17 protein-coding genes are annotated in these 17,392 nt (G+C 57.0%); 9 read left to right on the top strand and 8 right to left on the bottom strand.

What is annotated here, in order from left to right:
* Positions 1-2: 2 nt before the first annotated feature.
* Positions 3-299: a hypothetical protein gene (locus tag ISP18_RS11195; protein WP_380006720.1), complete on the bottom strand. Its 297-nt coding sequence runs from the start codon at positions 297-299 to the stop codon at positions 3-5.
* 201 nt (positions 300-500) lie between these two features.
* Positions 501-1,328 carry an SAM-dependent methyltransferase gene (locus tag ISP18_RS11190; protein WP_380006723.1) on the bottom strand — a complete coding sequence of 276 codons (828 nt, stop codon included), beginning with the start codon at positions 1,326-1,328 and terminating at the stop codon, positions 501-503.
* Positions 1,329-1,611: 283 nt separating this feature from the next.
* Between ISP18_RS11190 and ISP18_RS11185 the strand changes: the two genes are divergently transcribed.
* Positions 1,612-2,136: a hypothetical protein gene (locus ISP18_RS11185; protein ID WP_380006726.1), complete on the top strand. Its 525-nt coding sequence runs from the start codon at positions 1,612-1,614 to the stop codon at positions 2,134-2,136.
* A 152-nt stretch (positions 2,137-2,288) separates the two neighbouring features.
* Here ISP18_RS11185 and ISP18_RS11180 read toward each other — a convergent pair whose 3' ends face one another.
* The 3 genes from ISP18_RS11180 to ISP18_RS11170 form a co-directional block, all read right to left on the bottom strand.
* A complete protein-coding gene (locus tag ISP18_RS11180) occupies positions 2,289-2,465 on the bottom strand; it encodes an SDR family NAD(P)-dependent oxidoreductase (RefSeq protein ID WP_380006729.1) in 177 nt (58 codons plus the stop codon).
* Positions 2,466-2,492: 27 nt separating this feature from the next.
* Positions 2,493-3,347, bottom strand: coding sequence for an alpha/beta fold hydrolase (locus tag ISP18_RS11175; protein ID WP_380006732.1), 855 nt, complete (start codon positions 3,345-3,347; stop codon positions 2,493-2,495).
* Between the two features lie 61 nt (positions 3,348-3,408).
* Positions 3,409-4,101 (bottom strand): alpha/beta fold hydrolase, encoded by a 693-nt coding sequence (locus ISP18_RS11170; RefSeq protein ID WP_380006736.1) that lies wholly within the window; start codon positions 4,099-4,101, stop codon positions 3,409-3,411.
* Between the two features lie 154 nt (positions 4,102-4,255).
* On the opposite strand from ISP18_RS11170, the gene ISP18_RS11165 reads away from it, so the two are divergent.
* Complete coding sequence (locus ISP18_RS11165) at positions 4,256-4,879, top strand: CGNR zinc finger domain-containing protein (protein ID WP_380006739.1); 624 nt, start codon at positions 4,256-4,258, stop codon at positions 4,877-4,879.
* A 124-nt stretch (positions 4,880-5,003) separates the two neighbouring features.
* On the opposite strand, the gene ISP18_RS11160 is transcribed toward ISP18_RS11165, so the two are convergent.
* A complete protein-coding gene (locus ISP18_RS11160) occupies positions 5,004-5,768 on the bottom strand; it encodes an SDR family oxidoreductase (RefSeq protein WP_380006743.1) in 765 nt (254 codons plus the stop codon).
* Positions 5,769-5,978: 210 nt separating this feature from the next.
* Here ISP18_RS11160 and ISP18_RS11155 point away from each other — a divergent pair, with 210 nt between their 5' ends.
* Positions 5,979-6,884 (top strand): LysR family transcriptional regulator, encoded by a 906-nt coding sequence (locus ISP18_RS11155; protein WP_380006746.1) that lies wholly within the window; start codon positions 5,979-5,981, stop codon positions 6,882-6,884.
* 33 nt (positions 6,885-6,917) lie between these two features.
* On the opposite strand, the gene ISP18_RS11150 is transcribed toward ISP18_RS11155, so the two are convergent.
* Both ISP18_RS11150 and ISP18_RS11145 read right to left on the bottom strand, forming a co-directional pair.
* Positions 6,918-7,442, bottom strand: coding sequence for a hypothetical protein (locus ISP18_RS11150; RefSeq protein WP_380006748.1), 525 nt, complete (start codon positions 7,440-7,442; stop codon positions 6,918-6,920).
* 11 nt (positions 7,443-7,453) lie between these two features.
* The gene (locus ISP18_RS11145) at positions 7,454-8,284 is read right to left on the bottom strand and encodes a class I SAM-dependent methyltransferase (RefSeq protein ID WP_380006751.1); all 831 of its coding nucleotides are present in this window, start codon (positions 8,282-8,284) and stop codon (positions 7,454-7,456) included.
* A gap of 130 nt (positions 8,285-8,414) precedes the next feature.
* Here ISP18_RS11145 and ISP18_RS11140 point away from each other — a divergent pair, with 130 nt between their 5' ends.
* The 6 genes from ISP18_RS11140 to ISP18_RS11115 form a co-directional block, all read left to right on the top strand.
* A complete protein-coding gene (locus tag ISP18_RS11140; RefSeq protein WP_380006754.1) occupies positions 8,415-9,386 on the top strand; it encodes a LysR family transcriptional regulator in 972 nt (323 codons plus the stop codon).
* A gap of 441 nt (positions 9,387-9,827) precedes the next feature.
* Positions 9,828-10,529, top strand: a complete 702-nt coding sequence (locus tag ISP18_RS11135; protein ID WP_380006757.1) for a DUF4386 domain-containing protein — start codon at positions 9,828-9,830, stop codon at positions 10,527-10,529.
* Positions 10,530-10,554: 25 nt separating this feature from the next.
* Positions 10,555-11,151, top strand: a complete 597-nt coding sequence (locus ISP18_RS11130; RefSeq protein WP_380006760.1) for a hypothetical protein — start codon at positions 10,555-10,557, stop codon at positions 11,149-11,151.
* A gap of 190 nt (positions 11,152-11,341) precedes the next feature.
* Positions 11,342-12,691: a hypothetical protein gene (locus ISP18_RS11125; RefSeq protein WP_380006763.1), complete on the top strand. Its 1,350-nt coding sequence runs from the start codon at positions 11,342-11,344 to the stop codon at positions 12,689-12,691.
* Positions 12,692-13,146: 455 nt separating this feature from the next.
* Positions 13,147-15,102 (top strand): alpha/beta hydrolase family protein, encoded by a 1,956-nt coding sequence (locus ISP18_RS11120; protein WP_380006766.1) that lies wholly within the window; start codon positions 13,147-13,149, stop codon positions 15,100-15,102.
* Positions 15,103-15,344: 242 nt separating this feature from the next.
* Positions 15,345-17,392 (top strand): hypothetical protein (locus ISP18_RS11115; RefSeq protein WP_404559523.1); only part of this gene is annotated, 2,048 nt, incomplete at its 3' end.

Genomic DNA, 17,392 nt, shown 5'->3' with positions numbered 1-17,392 from the left:
GCCTATCGACAGGAAGACGAGTTGCTGCGGTCGGAAGCCGGGCTATCTAGTGGCTCCCCGATATCGTCTTCTTCCGGCTCGTCGTCCTCGCGAGCGGGAGCCTGGACGATTTGCGGCGCCTGCATGGGCTTGGGGCCGAACTCCTGGGACAGTTGCGAGCTGTCGCTGAGTGCTACGGCGGCTGAGAGAGCCTCGGAAGCCTTTACCTGCTTAAGCACCTTTGTCAGTTCTTCCGTCGATGCGTAACGCAACGACGCGTCTTGGCCGATGGCCTCTAATAATTCAATCGTGTCTGCCATGTGTTTTTCCCCCTTAGTTTGCTTCGATCGTCATAAAGCAGCTTGATAGAGCTGGCGCGTCGACGCTGTACTGTCATCGGCGTGACAAAGCATGATGACCGCAGTCATCAATACTTATAAGTTGCGCAGGCTGTTGCCGAAGCCTGCCTTCCCCGAGGCGGGCATTGCATGAAAGATCTTTGCCCTCGTTGCCTCTTCACATCACTCCAAGGCGTCCGCCTTGTCCAGTGCCTCCAGCCGCTCTTGAATGGCGAGGTTTGGCTTCAAGGCTTCTGCAGGTGGCACCACCACCGTTTCCTCGACAGCCAATTGGACCAGAGGTAGATCGCACAGAGGGATGCGACGGATGCGTGGTTTCTCGATAGGTAGCGTTGCGCCGCGGTAGATTATCACCTCGTGGTCGAGCGGATAGTCCCGGCTCAGCAGATCCACCAACACCTGCCGGTACGCCGGCCCAGTCTGCAAGCGAGCCAGCGACCGATCGCCGACCAACCCGACCTGCCATAGCACCAGGTAGCCGGCGGGATCGATGCGCCGCTCATAGAAAAGCAGCTGGCTGGCCTCGAAATGCTGGCATCCGAAACGACCGGGATCGATCCCAAGATCTGCGTAGAGGCAATCCTCGGCGGAAATGCCTGGTTCCATGTGTGCCTCGAAACCTTCGGCGCGGGCAACCTCGATGGCCTTGTGCGGCGACCACGCAAAAATGCCGGGATGCCCGTAAAACACGCCGCAGACCCGCTTGCCGGCACGCACCTCGGTCATCATCAGATCGACCCACTGACGGTAAGTCTTCATCCGCGACTTACCCTCCTGGTAATAGGGCTGAAGACTGCGCACATCCGGGTGCATGCGCTCCAGCCACATTTCCACGATGCCATCGGAAAGTCCGGCGAATATGACATCCGCCTGCGCGATATGGCTGCGTGCCAGCGGCGTAAGGTGGGAGCCTAGCGTCATGCCCAGGCCGACGCAGGCCAGACTGCCGCGTCGGATGTCATTCGGTAGCGATAGGGACGGTGTTTTCATCGCGGGGTACCAAGGCAAGTTCCGTGCCTAAAAGCGGTCGAGGGGACGGCCGGCAGATCGGAGCTCGCTTGCAACGCCATGGATTCACCTCCTGATATCAAAGCGTGCAAAGCTGTGGAAATCGGAGTCCCATTGCCGATCCGATCGAAGGCAGCAATAAGAGCAGTCGCCGGAATATACCAGCTTGCTTATTCGGGAAGCCGTCTCTGTAAAAACGCCCAAAGCTAACAGCGAAATGTCCGCTTTTCTCGTCTTCTAAATCACGCGCAAAAAAGGACAGCGTATGAAAACCAGGCAGACGTCCGGCACCTTGAACGATTGCGTTCAGATGATGGTGAACAAATCACTGAGTCAAAGGCGACTTTATTATCTCAATATCCAGCAAAAGGCACCTTATTTTCCAACCAGCAAGATGTTGGAGAATCATCAAGTGGATGTTTGCGGGCTTCGCGGTATTTGCGTGGGTATTGCCAGCTTTGCAAGCGACACGACCTACAAGACACCTTTGGTTTCCGATTCCTTCGGGCCTTGCGTACCTGTCATCGCCATCGGGAGAACGGGCACGCACCTTGCTCATTGCAATGGGAGCGGAGGCATCATGGAGTATTCCTCGAACTGGTTGCCAACCCATCGCGTCATGGTGATTCGGAAAACCAAGCACACCAAGCAAGCCGAGGTTGCTCAAGCGATACAAGACAATCTGAAGTCGAAGGGATTTACGCAGGCAGAGATGTTTGACGTGCCATTTTCCAGCTCTATTGGCATCATCGTCATCGGGTCCACTGCGTTGGTCTATCCCCAGAAATAAGTGCGGACTAGATGCTAGGGCGGATCAAGGCGATGACCGAAGATAAGCTCAAGGCGGCATAACTATATGTCGCTCATACCAATCACCTGTTGCGTATAAACCAAACTAAACAGATTTGACTTCTCCACCGTCCATGCGAAGCATAGAACCAGTCATCCAGCGAGTCGAACCTTAAAGCCATGCGCCTTTATGGACTCCGCGGTTTCCAAAAGATGCTCGCGGTTTCTCGCCACGAGTACCAACGAACTGAAGTCCAGGGCGAGACGAATCGCCGTGGCTCGACCAATACCTTGGCTTGCGCCTGTCACGATGGCGGTTGAGTTGGACATGCAGTTCTCCCGGTACCGAATTAGATTTCAGATAGCGAAAAATTGACGGATGGCCTGTGCGATCTCTTTCGCATGTGTCTCCAGTGCGAAATGGCCGGTATCGAAAAACTGGATCTGCGCTTGCGGAATATCGCGCTTGAAAGCCTCCGCGCCCGGCGGCAGGAAGAACGGATCATGCTTGCCCCACACCGCTAACAGTCGCGGCCGATGAGTCCGGAAATAAGTTTGAAACGTCGGATAAAGAGCAACGTTACTGCTGTAATCGAGGAACAGGTCCAACTGAACATCGTCAGATCCCTTGCGCGCAAGATAGTAGTTATCGAGCGCAATGCCGTCGGGCGATATAAGCGATTCGTCCGGAACACCGTGCGTGTATTGCCAGCGCGTGGCTTCCGGTGCCAGAAAGCCGCGCAAGGCTTCTCTGTTGGCATGCGACGGATTTTCCCAGTACGCGCGAATCGGATTCCAGCCGTCGCTCAGGCCTTCTTCGTAAGCGTTGCCGTTCTGGGAAATGATGGCGGTGATGCGCTCCGGATGTTTCACTGCTATACGAAAACCGGTGGGTGCGCCGTAGTCGAAAACATAGATCGCAAAGCGATCAAAACCCAGGATTTCGGTGAAGCGGTCGATGACATCCGCAATGTGGTCAAACGTATAGTTGAACTGCTCGCGTGAGGGCATATCGGATTGGCCGAATCCGGGCAAATCAGGTGCGACGATATGGAAGTCTTCGCTCAGCAACGGAATGAGATCGCGAAACATGTGTCCCGAACTCGGAAAGCCGTGTAGCAGCAGCAGTTTGGGTTTACCGGGCGAGCCGGACTCCCGATAGAAGATGTTCAGACCGTCGACGTCAGCATGACGATAGCGAATGGAAGACATGGCGACTTCTCCTTTGGATGAGAGAGGTAAGGGATATCGGGAAAGGACACGCGAAATGCGGTCAGACCTTGCTTTGCTTCACCGCATCGACAATGACGCTAGCGACCAGCTCCGGTGCAGTGACGCTGGGCATGTGATCGACGGGGTAAGCACTGATGCGCGCCTGCATGCGCTCTGCCATGAAGCGCTGGGTTCGCTCGGGAATCATGTGATCCTGCTCAGCCAGCAGATACCACGCTGGAACGCGCTTCCAGAGAGGTAGCCCAACAGGAACGGTGATGCACGCAGGTGAAATGGGTAGTTGCGCTGCGGCGAGTGCCTGCTGCTCTTGCGGTGTTGCATGTTGGGCAAACGCAGAGCTGAAAGCTTCGGCAGGAAGGCGGATCAACCCATCGCTGTCCGGAGCGAGCTTGGGCGCCTTGTCATCGTGTTCGTAGCGGTAGAACACGTCGGCCACCGTTTCCCCTTGGTCCGGTGCCAGGCCCGCGACGTAGACCAAGGCTCGGACCTTGGCGCTATGTGTTGAGGCGATCACGGCACCCGCATAGGCGTGACCGACCAGCACCACTGGCCCGTGGATGCGCTCCAGTACCTTGTCCAGCTCGGCCGTGTCATCGGAGAGCGACGAGAGCGGTAGTCGAAAAGTAACTGCTTTAATGTCATTAGACTGGAGAAGTCTGACGACCTTGTCCCAGCTCGATTCGTCGGCCCATGCGCCATGGGCAAACACTGTCGTGACCGTTTTAGCGCTCATTTTCTCTACTCCTCTGATCAGTATGGGCTGACTAGACGACGGCTGGGCTTGCGTTCGTCGTAACCGTCTATACGTTACTGAGGAGGTTATTGTGGAATAAGTAACTTGTCAAGAGCTATTTAGGCGGTTACTTTGATGGATAGGAGACAACCCTATGACACAGTCGATCCCCGCTCTTTTCCTGGCCGATTCACTCGGGCTGGACTTCCTCAATTCGGTAGCCACGCCGGTGGATACGCCGGTCGATTGGCTCGAGGACGGAGAAGGGCTGCTGAGCTGGCTTCAACAGGCGCGGCTGGTGCCGGACGAAGTGATCAGTGCGATGCGGCAGCGTGCGATTCCAGGCGAGATCGATCGACTGGCGGATCAGGCACGGGCGCTTAGGGAGTGGTTTCGGGCGTTCGTCCGCGAACACAAGGGACATCCGCTGAAGCCTGCGGATCTGATCGAACTCGAACCTCTCAACCAGCTACTGAAGCGCGACGAAAGGTATGGCGAAATCGTCGCTCAAGCGGACGAGTCGTTGCGCTTGATCCCAATGCGTCGCTGGACTTCGCCGGAGGCGTTGCTGCTTCCGATCGCAGATTCGATGGCGCAGTTGGTCTGTACGGAAGACTTCTCTTATGTAAAAGCGTGCGAGGGGCCTACTTGTACGTTGCTGTTTGCCGATCACACGCGAGGGCATGCGCGACGTTGGTGCAGCATGTCTCTTTGCGGCAATCGTGCGAAACAAGCTGCTCACAGGCATCGTCTTAGGAAGACGGCAAGTAGCACATAAATTTGCGTGGTGATGAGGTCAAATCCGAACCGATTTTGCAACGCACTTGGACATGTCCTTCCTGTGGTCATCGTTCGACGGAAACGATGACCACGGACGCACCTGCTTCGCAGTTATGCCGGCGTTATCCTTCCTGGCGCGTGGGCCGGAACAGTATCTCGTTCACATCAACGTCCGGCGGCTGACTGATCGCGAAGGCGACTGCCCGCGCAAAGGATTCGGACGGGATAGCGTATTGCTCGTAGAACTTTTGGATGTGGCCGGCGATATCGGGCTCGGTAACGCTGTGCGGGAGATCCGTAGCCACCGCGCCCGGCGAGATCACCGTCGTGCGGATGTCATAGGGCTTTACTTCCTGGCGCAGTCCTTCGGACAACATCAGCACGGCGCTTTTGGTGGCGGCATAGACGGCGCTACCGGGCCGGACGCTGCGGCCGGCAACAGATGAAACGTTGATGATGTGACCACTCTTTTGCTGCTTCATATACGGCAGCGCTGCGGCGATGCCGTACAGCACGCCCTTGATGTTCACGTCGATCGTCTGGTTCCAGTCGTCGATCTTGAGTCGCTCAAGGGGTGAGTGCGGCATCAGCCCAGCATTGTTGATCATGACGTCAACGCGTCCGAAGGTTTGGACTGCCGTATCGACCAGTGCTTTGACCTCTTCATGGCGAGTGACATCGGTTGCCACGGCGATGGCCTTGCCGCCACCGCGGACCAATTCATCCGCCAATGACTGAATGCGGTCGATGCGCCGTGCACCTAGCGCGACGAGGGCGCCCCGCGCGCTCAGATAGCGGGCGGTTGCCTCGCCCAGACCGCTGCTCGCGCCGGTGATTACGACAACTTTTCCGGCAATGTTGTTGCTCGCGGCGTTGTTCGTTTCCATGATCATTCCTCTTGAAATGTTGAAGGCGAACGATTGCCCGCTATCGAATCAGCAGGTCCGTTCTTGACTGAAATGGATGGGCCGGTGCGTGACGGATACCCCCGCTGCCGGTAACGCTGTGGTTGGCGTTCAACGTTTGAAAGGGTAGGGTGTTGTAAGTAACTCAACAATATGGCTAGCATTTCATGGGTTGTTGAGAGAAATTCAACTATGTTGCGCGCCGGCCTATCCGAACTGACGGCTTTCATCGCTATTGCCGAGGAGCGCAGCTTTCGCGCAGCCGCGCGCAAGCTAGGCGTTTCACCCTCGGCGCTTAGTCACGCGATGCGGAATCTCGAAGCAAGACTCAATGCGCGATTGTTTAACCGAACGACCCGATCGGTCGCGCTGACAGAGACTGGCGAAAAGCTTCTGCGACGCGCGCAGCCGGCCATTGCCGATCTCGAAGATGCAGTCAACGAAGTGGGCTCGGCCCGCAATCGGCCCTCGGGCTCGATACGGATCAGCGCGGCGGAAGCGGGAGCCAAGCCGCTCATCCAGCATGTTCTTCCGGATTTCCTGGCTACCTATCCCGACATACACGTTGAAATTGTTGTGGATACACGACTGGTGGATATCGTGGCCGATGGTTTCGATGCTGGCATCCGACTCTTCGATGATGTGCCACGTGACATGATCGCTATTCGGTTCGGACCCGACATGCGGTTGGCGGCCGTAGCATCGCCCGCTTATCTCTCGCGTTATGAGCCGCCGAAAACACCGCAAGATCTGGGCAAGCATCGGTGCATCCGCTTCCGGTTCCTCAGCGGCGCGCTTTACCGCTGGAACCTTGAGCGCCACGGTTCAAGTGTCGATATCGATGTCGACGGTCCGATGACGCTTGGCAATACAAACCTGATGGTGGATGCAGCATTGGCCGGTATCGGCATTGCTTGGCTTCCGGACTACCACGTGGCAGAACATCTGGCATCGGGTCGACTGATCCAGTTGCTTCCCGAGTGGAGTCCTTCATTACCTGGGGTATGCCTCTATTACCCCTCCAATCGGCATCCTCCGACTGCGCTCAGGTTGTTCACGCAGGCGGTGCGAGAGTGGGCGAACAGCCAGTCGACATAACGACAATCTGGATTGCCTCGAAATTAAGCCGATCTACGATTTGATCGCATCGCTGACGAGCGCCCGAGCCATCGTGGGTTGACGACGCAACAACAAATAGAACGCTGTGAAGTGCGTAATCATTAGCACCGGCACGTAAATGATCGGAATCGCGTACATGGAGCCAAACTCCCACGCGCGCGCAGGAAGGTCGGCCCGGATCGCGTGGTAGTAGTCGACGATGATGTCGATGGCCCCCATGAGATTGAAGGCGACGACGAACAGCCAAAAGAGCGGACGTATCCTTGCCGTGAGTAGCGCCAGGATGGCCAACACTCCCGTTGCCAAATCGCCATACGCGGCGAACGTAGCGAAGCTGGCAGGCAGATCGGGACTGACGATGCCCGGCAGGATGAAGGCCAGCCCGAAGAAACGGAAACTATGCAACGTGGCGATGGCGCGTTGCGCTTCGAACGGCTCCATCGACTTGAGTCTGGGCCAGACGTATACGCTGAAGCAAAGCAGCCACGCGACATAACCCAGAACAAGATGTAATTGAAAAATAGATTCCGGCGACATGTTGCCTCCTATCAGGTGTTGGCGGGCGCAGCCTCGAACACCGCGGTCAGGATGCCGAGTCGACCTTCCATCAGATTTCGACCCAAGTTGTTGGCGAGCTGCGCAAAATCTGTCCCCATCACCACGCTGAGATTGGGCGAAGGCGGCGGTCCCGACGCACGCAGTTGGGCGATCCACGCCTTTGCAGTCTCGGTATCGTCTTGCCATGCCAGCGTGCGGAAACCTGCTTGTTCGATCGCTTCCTGCGTTGCAGTGATGGTCAGGAGAAAGCTCGTTGCCGGCGTTCGCGCCCAGGGAACGGGGTAGTGCGGTTCGCTGCCGTTAGAAATAACGTCGAAGGTCGCAAACTTGCCGCCTGTCTTCAGCACGCGTCGGATCTCGCGGTAGAGCTGCGCCCGGTCGGAGATGTTCATCGCCACATGCTGCAGCAATACAACATCGAAACGACCGTCATCGAAAGGAAGTTCCAGCGCGCTTGCGGTATGGAACGACACCTGCTCGCTCTGTCCCGTGCGTTGGGTGAGATACCGCGCGGCGTCCACGAACGGCTCGCTGAGGTCGACACCTGTGACGCGACAGCCATACGTTGCAGCCAGAAAACGGGCCGGTCCGCCGACGCCTGAACCGACGTCCAGCACCGACATATCCGCGGTGATCCCAGCCAACTTGGCAAGCTCGGCGGTCGCAGCGAGCCCGCGAGTATGAAACTGGTCGAGAGCGCCCAATTGCTGCGGTGTGAGTTGCTGATCCTCCGGCCCGAGAACCGCAAGCACGGTCTTCAATCGCTCAGTCAGGCCGGTCGCGCGATAGTGGTCGCGTACGCCATCAAGTACATCGCTCATTGCTGGGTTCCTCTATGCCTCAACGGATTGTCTGGAGCTTGGGAGTCGATATCAGGCGTGACTCCGGAAGTAGGAGACAGGTGTACCATCGCTTCGCGTGAGCGACTATTCACCATAATGTTGACGGGCTATGAAGCAGAACTTCACAGTCAGGCAGGGCGCACTCGATGGCGTCGAGGCGTTCCTGAGCGTTGCCCAGCACCGTAGCTTTCGCCGGGCAGCGGCGGAACTCGGGGTGACCCCGTCCGCGATCAGCCAGGCGGTGCGCGTACTTGAGGCGCGCGTCGGCGCAGCGCTTTTCATGCGCACCACGCGCAGTGTCGGCCTGACCGAAGCCGGCGAACGATTTCTCTCGCGCGCAAAACCTGCTTTCGAAGAGCTTGTCGCCGCAGGCGAGGTCGCGCGCGGACTCGGCCAGCGGCCTGCCGGACTGTTGCGTCTTTCAGTGCCGCGCGCGGTGGTGCCGATCCTGCTGGAGCCACTCATCGCATCCTTTTGCCAAGCCTACCCCGAGGTGGAGGTGGAGATCGCCGCAAGCGAAGAGCTGATCGATCTTGCGGCGGAAGGATTCGACGCCGGCATCCGAATGGGCCAGTTCGTCGCCGCCGACATGGTCGCGGTTCCGCTCACGCCACCGTTTCGCTTCATCATCGTTGGCAGTCCCGTCTACTTAGCTCGCCGCGGTCGGCCCGAGTGCTTGGACGATTTGCGCCAACACGCATGCTTGCGATGGCGGCGATCCAACGGTGCGCTCGCACTATGGTCATTCGACGACAACGGCCGCGCGATCGAGATTGCCGTATCCGGCCCCTTCATCGCCAACGACTTTCCCACCATGCTTGGCGCAGCCGTCGAAGGCATGGGGCTTGCGCAGGTACCTGAGCCGATTGCCCGTGAATGGGTGAGCGCAGGAAAACTGGTGCGCGTGCTGGAGCCGTTCGAACCGGTGACGCCGGGAGTGTTTCTCTACTATCCCGATCGTCGACAAATCATGCCGAAGCTGCGGGCGTTTATTGATCACGTGAAGAGTCGTTCGGAGGCCAGGCGAAAAATCCGGGTTCAAGCCGATGACGAGCGCACCAGATCGCGCAAGAAAGATTGATGTTTGGTTTTCCTTGAGGAGCAGGGCATATATCTACACATCTCTTGTTAGGCTCGAACTAGCCCGGTCGTCATTCCGGCGAAGGCCGGAATCCAGTTTCAATAAGCCGTGCGAAGCACTCAAAAGCAGGTGTTGTGTCCTTCGGACGCGTATTTGAACTGGATTCCGGCCTTCGCCGGAATGACGACGAGGCAAGACGAGGTTTTACTCCAAGATGTGTAGATACCTATGGGAACAGGTGGAGGGTTCGGAAACTCATCCGTTTTCGACACAAGACATTCATTAAGAAGACACACGTTTTCTCTATCACGATGACCTCCGGCACTCCTTGCTGCGGGGAAGGCTGGCTAGCCTTGCGTAGTCGGTCGTGTTCCAAGTCCTCGTACGGAATGTTTTTACCCGTTGATAACGCGCCGATCGTCGGCGTCGTAGGGGAGCGTCATGGCAAGCACCGCAATCGATCAGTCCCAGCGCACGGCCGCAAAGGTGGCAGGCGTTCTGTATTTGCTGCTGATGGCCTGTGGTGTGTTCGGCGAATTCAACGGTCGCGGCAGTCTGATCGCGGATAACGACCCGGCGAAGACGGCGGCCCAAATCACCGGTCATCTGCTGCTGTTTCGTCTCGGTATTGTCAGCGATCTGATCGCCTTTACCGGTGATATCGCCATGGCGGTTGCGCTGTATGTGTTGCTTCGGCCGATCGGCCGGCATCTGGCCCTGCTTGCGGCGTTTTGGCGAGTAGCGGAAGCCGCGGTGCTTGGCGTCATTACGCTCAACAGCTTCACCATGTTGCAGCTGCTGACCGATGCGCGATATGCCACGGTGTTTTCAAGTCAGCAGCTACAGAATCTCGTCTGGCTATTCAATGACACGCACGATGCAGGCTACAACATCGGCCTGATCTTTCTATCGCTGGGTTGCATTGTTTTCAGCTGGCTGTTTTTTAAATCCCGTTATATACCCCGGCTGCTGTCGGGGTTCGGGCTGTTGACCTACATACTGATGTTAGTAGGGACAATCGCCGCCATCGTTTGGCCTGATAATCCGCTGGGCGCGAATTTCGACACTCCGGCAGGCCTGTACGAGATCATCATCGGCTTGTGGCTGCTGCTGCGTGGTATCAGGGAGCCGCGGACGCCGTAACATCTCCGCTGCATACAGGTGGCATATGAAAAAGTCGATTGTGTTTATCTGTTTTTTGTCCGTCATGCCTTGCATGGTTGCAGCTTCCCCTGCACCGATCAGCGATAAAACGTCGGCATCCGTTGCCTCGACGGCAACGAGCATGCCACCTCCGGAGATGTCCGCGCTTTACCCGCGAATCGGCAAATGGAACGTCACTATCCGCACAGAACCCGGAAAAACTTCGCCAAAAGGAGGCATCGATCATGGCGTCATGACCATGACGAAAGGTCCGGGTGGTTTCTCGGTCGTCCAGGACTTTTGGTCGCGCGGCACGAGCGGACACATCGTCGGCCAAAGCTATGCCTGGTGGGATCCTCAAGCCAAGCTCTACAAGAGCGTGTGGTGCGACAACATGCAAGGTTGCACCGAATTTACGACGACCATTGATGGCAACACATGGACTGTTGCGCTAGATAGCGAAGTCGACGGCCAGAAAGTGCACACAATCATTCATGCCACGATGAGTGCGGATCACAACACGATTCACGAAGAGGTCACGAACTCTTACAACGGCGGCCCCTCTCAGGTAGCGACGGTCAGCGACTATAAACGGGTTGTAACGGGTGCCAAGGTGAATTGACTTCGCGACGCTACGTTAGCGCGCGTCTGCGTACGACCTAAGGCGAAGTCCGATTTGCTGAACTGGGTATGCCTTCTGGCACTGTATATAGGCCACTTGCGCAATTACCGTAGCGACCGAGGCTAGGTTTCCCCACATCGATGCCACGCGCTTTTCGTGCCTGTTACGTATGCAGGCACGCCGGACGACTATGTCTCAGAATTCTTATCGTTTTGCGCTCGTGTTAGCAGGCGGATTGTTGCTGGGTTTATCAGCCGTTTGCGATGACGCGCACGCCAAGTATCTACTCCCGACGGACTCTACCGATCCAGGCGTCAGCACCGATGTTGCCCCTTGCCATCGGTATGACGGATTGCAGCCGCAAGGCACAACCAGCCCGGTGATCAGCAACTGCGAAACTCTGTCGCCGGGCTTAGGCGGATTTCGCGAGAAGCTGGCGGACCGAGGATGGTTGATTGAAGGAGGCGTTTACCTTGGTGGCACTTTCGATCTGCTGAACCACAGCGCCCATCCCCAACTCTATATTGGACAAGATTCAACCTACAGGGCTAATGCGTTTGTCTATGTGACCTACGATTTATCCCGGGTGGGTTTCGCTGGAGCATCGCAGTTGGTGTTCAACGCGAATGTGCAAGCGTTCTCCTACGCCCAAGAAAATCCGACCGGTTTCGCCATCAACAGTCTTTATGTCAGTCAACGTTTCAATGACGGGCGCGAGCAGGTGCAATATGGTTTTGACGAAATCGCAAACCAGTTTTATGGCTTTTCCCTAGGAACCAATTCGACGACGTCGCCGGCGGGTGTCGGAAGTTCCATCCCATACGAAGTCGGATTTATCTTTAACAAGGCTGCGCCCGAGATCAATGTACGCCTGGCGTCGGCGAGCAAGCACTTTTACGAGCGTTTCGGCGTCACCCGCAGCGTGGACCCCAAGGGGCCCCAAGCCGATTGGGACAGTAATAATTTCTTGGGACTGAAATGGCATATTCCCGGTGCTGAGGCGCTATATATCAATGAACTCGGTTACCAGATCGATGCCGCTCCTCACCAAAGAATGATGTGGATACGCCAGGGCGTGATGTACAACGAAAGCCGATTCCCCAACTTCCAAGGTGGCTACGCGGATAGTAACTATGCCTATTACCTGGTCGGAGACTATCAGTTGTCCCAAACCGATGCCGCACAACCGTTCCGCGGTTTTTACATCAATGTAAAGGCCGACTACGCGCCACCTGATCGAAACGTCTATGCCGGGGATGTCGGCGCTACGCTCTACGTATTAGGTCCTTTCGGGCAGCCCTATGACGTGTTAGCGCTGGGCTATACGTTTAATCAACTGAGTCGCTCCTTTCAGCGCATGCGACAGGCGAGTGGTTTCACCGCCGTGGATTTCAGCCGTAACTATGCGATGTCCTATGTCCATCGTATGGGACGGGGCATTTATCTGTCCAATCAGCTGAGTTATACCGTCAATCCGATTCCATCTCCGAAACAACCAGCGGCTTTAACTTGGATGAGTTCGTTGTCGTTGTCTTACTGAGTTCGAAATTCAGAAAGGAGTGGCACGATCCTCAGCGTTCGGCCTCAACGCATGATCGCCGTTGGTCGACTACGGACTCGGCTGATACCCATCGGCCGCGTTGCCGCCGGTGATGTGCCGGTGTTGCTCAGTCTGCCGCAGCAAAATGCGCCATCTGGTTTACGTGCGCTTTCACGAAAGGCGGGCAGGCCGTGGCGCGCGCGACATAGTCACGGCAATGCCAATGAATCTGGATCGGCCCCGGGTGAAGGGCCACGGGGTTGAAGTGCACGACAAAGGGCTGCGGCATGGCTGAGCCCGTGAGCATCAAAGGCGGCTGTGTAACCGGCCGCATGTTGTTACATCAGGACACTGTCAGCCTCCGATTGTTTGGCTACACTAGCCCCACGCGGGCGGCCCTGGGGAACAGGTTGGCCGAGCCGTATGACACATCGTGTGCAAACAGGGGATAAAACATGGGGAATGGACGTGCGCGCGCCTTGGCGGCCGCGCTGTGTTTGTTGATGCCTGTCGTCGCCGCAGCCGGCGACCGAGTACCGGTGGAAGCTTTCGCGCATCGAGGTGGTTTTTCGTTGCCCAGGCTTTCGCCCGACGGCAAGTATTTGGCGGTAGCCCTTGAGCAGGGCGAAGACCATGCCGTACTGATCTACCATCTCGACGACATGGGCCATCCGAAAAGTCTGCGGCTGCCCTGGAGTCAGCTTGCGTACGACATCCAGTGGACGGGGCCGGACCGCATATTGGTCGAACTGGCTAAATTTTGGGGTTCGCTCGATCGCCCGGAACGGTTGGGCGAAATCACCGCCGCCAACGCGGACGGCGCGCGGGTCCAGCCCATGTTCAATCGTGAATGGGGCCAGGCCGGGCGTGGTGGCTTGGAGCGCGCCGCCGACGACGGCTATGCCACCATCGCCGCCTTGCCATCGAAAGCCAACGGTCACTTCTACATGCAGACCTACATGTGGAACGACGAGAAGAACACCTGGCTGTACGACGTCAATGCCGACAACGGCGTCCGTCACCTGATAGGCCAGATCAATGTGGGCGACATGGACTTCACCATGGATCCGGACGGCAACGTGCGCTACGCGCAAGGCCGGGACATAGACAATAACTACGTCGTCTATCGCATGCAGAACGGTCAATGGGCGCAGCTTACCAATGGCGAACGCGGCGACCGCTTCGAACCCATCGCCTTCTCGCAAGACAAGCAGCATCTGTATGCGCTCACTAACGTCAAAGGCGGCCCGTTGTCTCTGGTGCAAACGAATGGGGACGGCACCCAAACACAGCTGCTAGCCAAAGACGACTTCGGCAGCATCGGCTACGTGCAATGGACGCCGCAAAACGAACCCATCGCCGCTGCGCCGACCACCGGCATTCCAAAGTCGATCGTCATCAACGGCGATCAGCAGCTGTCTCAGATTTATCAGGTATTGCTCAGCAAATTTCCAAACGAGTTCGTCAATTTTTCCAGCTTCAGCGAAGACGGAACCATACTGATTTTCGAAGTCAGCAGCGATCGCGAACCTGGCACGTATTACCTGTTCGACATGAAAGCCAGGAAGATAGGGAAATTATTCTCGGAGAACGCAAGCATCGATCCCGACAAGATGAGCTCGCGTGTGCCCATGCATTTTACTGCCAGTGACGGCATGCCGCTGGAAGCGATTCTTACCGTGCCGCGCGGCGCCACCATGAGCAACCTGCCCATGGTGCTGATGCCGCACGGTGGCCCATTCGACATCCACGACACCTGGTTTTTCGACACCGATGCGCAGTTTCTGGCAAGTCGCGGCTATCTGGTTTTGCAAGTTAACTACCGCGGATCGGGTGGTCGCGGTCCCGGGTTCGTCGACGCGGGATACGGCAAATGGGGAACGCGCATTCAGCAAGATCTGATCGACGGCGTGAAGTGGGCCGAAGCGCAACATTACGGCGATCCCAAGCGCGTCTGCGTTTACGGTGGAAGCTTTGGTGGCTATTCGGCGATGATGTCGGTGATCCGCGCGCCCGGCCTGTTCAAATGCGCGATCGGAGAGGCCGGTATCTACGATCTTTCCATGATGTACGACAAGGGTGACATCAAGGATCGGAAGGCCGGAAGAAATTACCTGGAGCAAGCCATTGGCAAGGATCCTTCCGAACTGGCGGCCAATTCACCCGATAAGCTTGCCGACAAGATCGACGTACCGGTGCTACTGATTCACGGCGAGGCAGACGAACGCGCCCCCTTTGCACAGGCCAAGGCAATGCGCGCCGCATTGGAAGCCGCGCATAAGCCGTACGAATGGCTGACCAAACCAAAGGAAGGACACGGCTTCTATAAGGAAGAGAATCTCGTGGACATGTACAACCACGTGCAGAGCTTTCTCGAAAAAAATATCGGGCCTGGCGTGCAAGTGAACTAACGATTTGGAACGATTCCCTCCGCTTTCACCCAAAGGGACCTATCGCGGTTAACGGCGTAATACCCAGGTATTATTAGTGGTTCCTCGGCTCTGCCGGGGAGCCAGTAGCAGTTTGGCGGCCATCGGCTCACACCAGTTGGGTCATGAGGCGGCAAGAATTTGCCTATTGACGATGCATGGGATCTCGCGTTATTGGTAAGAACATGCCTGCGCGCAATGAGCAGGGCCAAGGGGACAATTCGATGAGTGCACGTTGGCAAGGGAGCTGCCTGTGGGCGGCCGCGTTGTTGGTGCTGGCGGGATCGTGCCATGCCCAGTCGGCGACTCCGGATCAGGAATACCAAAAGCTCATCCAGGTCGATCAAAACATCGAACCTTTGGGCGAGCATCCGTTTGGTGAAACCATCAACACCTACGACGGAAGCTTTTCTTTCAATGCCACTGACGTCACCTTGCGTGGCACCGGCCCGACAATAACCTTGGGTCGAACGTTGCAATTTTGGCAGCGGATTCCCGATCCAAATATTGGTCCTGAACGTCCTCTTGGCGACTGGGATCTCGATATCCCACGCATTGAAACGATCACAGGGGCAAGTGGTGCTGTCTCAGCGGCCATCTGGCAAACGGGTGGGTTTCCGGACGCTACGCAGGGTACAACGCAGCGTTGCACGAACTTCAAACCACCGCCGGGTATCGCTCCCACAACCGGCGGCGCAGGATTTCCAGCGGAGCAATACTGGTACGGGTACAAATTGTTGGTGCCGGGCGAAGGTAGCCAACTTTTAATGCCACGAAGCACCGCGAATTCCCTCTCTCCGATAATGAGCGGGACACCTTTTTCCATTGTCACCAAGAACAATTGGATGATCGGTTGCGGCGTCACCGCCAGTGACGGCGGCGAAGGGTTCCTCGCTATTGCGCCCGATGGCACGCGCTATACCTTCGCGCATCTTGTCTATCGTCCGTATAACTCGCTTGTAGGCGGGGCCGGCGGTGGCACTCTGGCTGCCGCGGTGTCCTCACCTAAATCGGGCTCTGTCTCGGCACAGAACGTAACGCCCATGGTGGCCCCGGGAGGCGGGGTCAGCATATTGCTGCGGCAAGATGCTTTTATGTATGTCACGCAGATCCAGGATCGCTTTGGCAATACGCTGACCTACAACTACGATCCCAACACGGGGTATCTCTCCAGCATTACGGCCAGCGACGGACGTGAGGTGGACATCACCTACGTATCAGGGACACCGCTTATCCAGACGGTCACTGCCAAGACGACTAATGTTGCGTCACGCACCTGGACGTACAGCTATAGCGGCCCAACAACCGTAACGCCCGTGTTGACAGGCGTGCAATTACCCGACGGAAGTGCTTGGTCCTATAACCTTCCAATAGGCGAGGAGGTCATCTATCCCTCGAATAGCAACTGTCAACTCAACGAAATTCCGCCGATTCCTTACCCCGTAACAAGCGCGGGAACTGGCACAGTAACGGCGCCCTCCGGGCTCACGGGCACGTTCAGCTTTTCGGTGAAGCTGAGCGGCCGTTCTTACGTGCCTCAATATTGTTTCGGGAATTCGAACGGTACCGCTCCTTCGTCCTTCTATCCGGAGTGGTACATTCAGCCAGCGATCGTGGGCGAATCGCTCTCGGGTGCGGGGATGCCCACGCAAACCTGGAGCTATAGCTACTCGCCAGCGAATGAGAGTTGGAGTAGCGACGCCTGCGCGACCAGCGGCACATGCCCCGCGACGGTGTATACCGATGTCACCGATCCCAACGGTAACGACACCCGTTACACCTATAGCAATCGCTTCGATGCCACGGAAGGGCAACTGCTACGCACGGACACCTACAGCGGTGCCGCCGGCGGCACCTTGATGCGTTCGGAGGTCAACACCTACGCCAATCCCACGGGCGGCCCGTGGCCAACGGCTTATGGGACCGATCAGTTATTAAGAGATAACCAACCTCAAGTCACTGAGCTTTCGCCGGTGAGCATTCGCACGATCACGCAGGACGGCCAGAACTACACCTGGCAAGCGATGCTGTTCAACGCGTATGCGCAGCCTACGGATGTGAAGCGCTACAACGATATTGCCGGGCAGTCCTCGATCGAAGAAACCACGGTCTACGTCAACGACGCGAAGCTATGGGTGCTGGGTCTGCCGCTGACCGTGACCAATGTCGGCACCGGCGAGACGGAACTGTCCAACACCTACGACCCCAGCACCGATCTACTGCAATCGCGCTCGCGTTTCGGCGAGTTCATGATGAGCTACACCTACAACAG

The organism is Dyella humi (assembly GCF_044904605.1).
GTDB lineage: Bacteria > Pseudomonadota > Gammaproteobacteria > Xanthomonadales > Rhodanobacteraceae > Dyella_B > Dyella_B humi.
The sequence above is the reverse complement of the archived record's forward strand: the minus strand, read 5'-3'. Positions and strand labels throughout refer to the sequence as shown.

Bases quoted from the DNA above. Each gene is read 5' to 3' on its own strand.
- ISP18_RS11195 (WP_380006720.1), bottom strand. From the start codon at position 299: ATGGCAGACACGATTGAATTATTAGAGGCCATCGGCCAAGACGCGTCG.
- ISP18_RS11190 (WP_380006723.1), bottom strand. From the start codon at position 1,328: ATGAAAACACCGTCCCTATCGCTACCGAATGACATCCGACGCGGCAGT.
- ISP18_RS11185 (WP_380006726.1), top strand. From the start codon at position 1,612: ATGAAAACCAGGCAGACGTCCGGCACCTTGAACGATTGCGTTCAGATG.
- ISP18_RS11180 (WP_380006729.1), bottom strand. From the start codon at position 2,465: ATGTCCAACTCAACCGCCATCGTGACAGGCGCAAGCCAAGGTATTGGT.
- ISP18_RS11175 (WP_380006732.1), bottom strand. From the start codon at position 3,347: ATGTCTTCCATTCGCTATCGTCATGCTGACGTCGACGGTCTGAACATC.
- ISP18_RS11170 (WP_380006736.1), bottom strand. From the start codon at position 4,101: ATGAGCGCTAAAACGGTCACGACAGTGTTTGCCCATGGCGCATGGGCC.
- ISP18_RS11165 (WP_380006739.1), top strand. From the start codon at position 4,256: ATGACACAGTCGATCCCCGCTCTTTTCCTGGCCGATTCACTCGGGCTG.
- ISP18_RS11160 (WP_380006743.1), bottom strand. From the start codon at position 5,768: ATGGAAACGAACAACGCCGCGAGCAACAACATTGCCGGAAAAGTTGTC.
- ISP18_RS11155 (WP_380006746.1), top strand. From the start codon at position 5,979: ATGTTGCGCGCCGGCCTATCCGAACTGACGGCTTTCATCGCTATTGCC.
- ISP18_RS11150 (WP_380006748.1), bottom strand. From the start codon at position 7,442: ATGTCGCCGGAATCTATTTTTCAATTACATCTTGTTCTGGGTTATGTC.
- ISP18_RS11145 (WP_380006751.1), bottom strand. From the start codon at position 8,284: ATGAGCGATGTACTTGATGGCGTACGCGACCACTATCGCGCGACCGGC.
- ISP18_RS11140 (WP_380006754.1), top strand. From the start codon at position 8,415: ATGAAGCAGAACTTCACAGTCAGGCAGGGCGCACTCGATGGCGTCGAG.
- ISP18_RS11135 (WP_380006757.1), top strand. From the start codon at position 9,828: ATGGCAAGCACCGCAATCGATCAGTCCCAGCGCACGGCCGCAAAGGTG.
- ISP18_RS11130 (WP_380006760.1), top strand. From the start codon at position 10,555: ATGAAAAAGTCGATTGTGTTTATCTGTTTTTTGTCCGTCATGCCTTGC.
- ISP18_RS11125 (WP_380006763.1), top strand. From the start codon at position 11,342: ATGTCTCAGAATTCTTATCGTTTTGCGCTCGTGTTAGCAGGCGGATTG.
- ISP18_RS11120 (WP_380006766.1), top strand. From the start codon at position 13,147: ATGGGGAATGGACGTGCGCGCGCCTTGGCGGCCGCGCTGTGTTTGTTG.